This is a genomic window from Acetonema longum DSM 6540, from assembly GCF_000219125.1.
Classification (GTDB): domain Bacteria; phylum Bacillota; class Negativicutes; order Sporomusales; family Acetonemataceae; genus Acetonema; species Acetonema longum.
The window spans coordinates 1-702 of the sequence record NZ_AFGF01000250.1; the positions used below are offsets into that span (position 1 = coordinate 1).

A 702-nucleotide genomic window follows, 5' to 3' on the forward strand; every position below is an offset into this window, starting at 1 on the left:
CCGGCGGTGAAATGTCAATCCCCTAAATGCCGAGATGTGTAAGAAAAGAGTAGATTTCACCGCAACAATGGCCGAAAAAAGGGTACAGCAAACAAAGCCCTGCCTGCTCCATTTTTTTGAAGAACAGGGCGCTGGGGAGGCGCAGAAAATCTACGCCGGTTTATAAAGGCGGTTGTCTTTGAGCAGTCGAAAGACCAACCGGACCAATTTTCTGGCAGTTAAGGCGAGTGCGCGTTTGTGCTGGTACTTGTTGACCTCTTTGAATTTGAGGTCGTAGTAGCGCCTGTACTCCGTGTCGCAACGCACGAGAGAAAGGGCGGCTTGCCCCAAGTAATATTTCAGGAAGCGGTTGCCAGACTGAATGAGGCGGGTATGCTGCGCTTCAAACATACCGGACTGGTGCTGAGACCAAGCAAGGCCAGCGAACTTAGCAAGCCCGGCTTGTCTGGCAAAACGGTTGATATCGCCGATCTCGGCGATGATCCCGGCGGACAACACCGGGCCGATGCCGGGGACCGAAGTCAACGTGTTCGGGATGTTCTCCACCTGGCGCCCAATCTCTTTATCCAGGGCTTTCAACTGAGACTGCATGGCACGCATGGAAGAAATGGATATGGCCAACACCTGATTCACAGAGTCGTTTACCGTCTGGGGAAGACGGTAAGAGGCGTTAGCAGCGGCTTGTACCGCTTTAGCGATCTC

General features: G+C 53.3%; 1 protein-coding gene. It reads right to left on the reverse strand.

The genetic code is table 11. The features are described from left to right. Positions 1–150 precede the first annotated feature (150 nt). Positions 151–702: IS110 family transposase (locus ALO_RS19015; protein ID WP_004099340.1), on the reverse strand; the 552-nt coding region annotated here is incomplete at its 5' end.